General features: G+C 48.2%; 1 protein-coding gene. It reads right to left on the bottom strand.

Annotation, left to right across the window (positions count from 1 at the left end; genetic code table 11):
- Nucleotides 1-236: 236 nt before the first annotated feature.
- The gene (locus A6M21_RS19465) at nt 237-431 is read right to left on the bottom strand and encodes a toxin-antitoxin system TumE family protein (RefSeq protein ID WP_427854615.1); all 195 of its coding nucleotides are present in this window, start codon (nt 429-431) and stop codon (nt 237-239) included.
- Between the last annotated feature and the right edge of the window lie 54 nt (nt 432-485).

Below are 485 nucleotides of genomic sequence, written 5' to 3'. Positions count from 1 at the left end.
TCTCCATGAGGCGCTGGCGCAATTCCGCCAGTCCGCTAATTAATATGGCCTTGCCGAACAGCTGGTTCGATGAGATTGGACTGATCAATCTGGCTTCGTACAACGTTGGGATTTTGTCTCACTTCTATGAGAAGTGACTGAGGGTTATCAGGAGCCGTATACGAGGCCCGTACGTACGGTTCTGTGAGAGGGATAACGCCGCAGAAAATTACTGCGGCGCTACCCTACTCGATTAATTATTCAGTTGGCTGGTCCGGGGACCCAATGAATTTTCGCCGAACAAAATCCAATACTTGGTGCAGGGCTTTTTCAGGATTTACGATAACATGCGATTCTGTTACCTCGTTTTCGCTACCATTATGGAAATGATGTGCATATGTGTCGATATTGCGGTGATGATGCTCGTTATCAGGGGACCGCTTGTGTGCCAGTGCATTCGACCACGAAAATTTCCCCTTTCTTTACTTCTCCGACACCGCGCAAAT

The organism is Desulfotomaculum copahuensis (assembly GCF_001655685.1).
Taxonomy (GTDB): Bacteria; Bacillota; Desulfotomaculia; order Desulfotomaculales; family Desulfovirgulaceae; genus Desulfotomaculum_G; species Desulfotomaculum_G copahuensis.
This window is presented reverse-complemented; position numbering and strand designations above follow the sequence as displayed.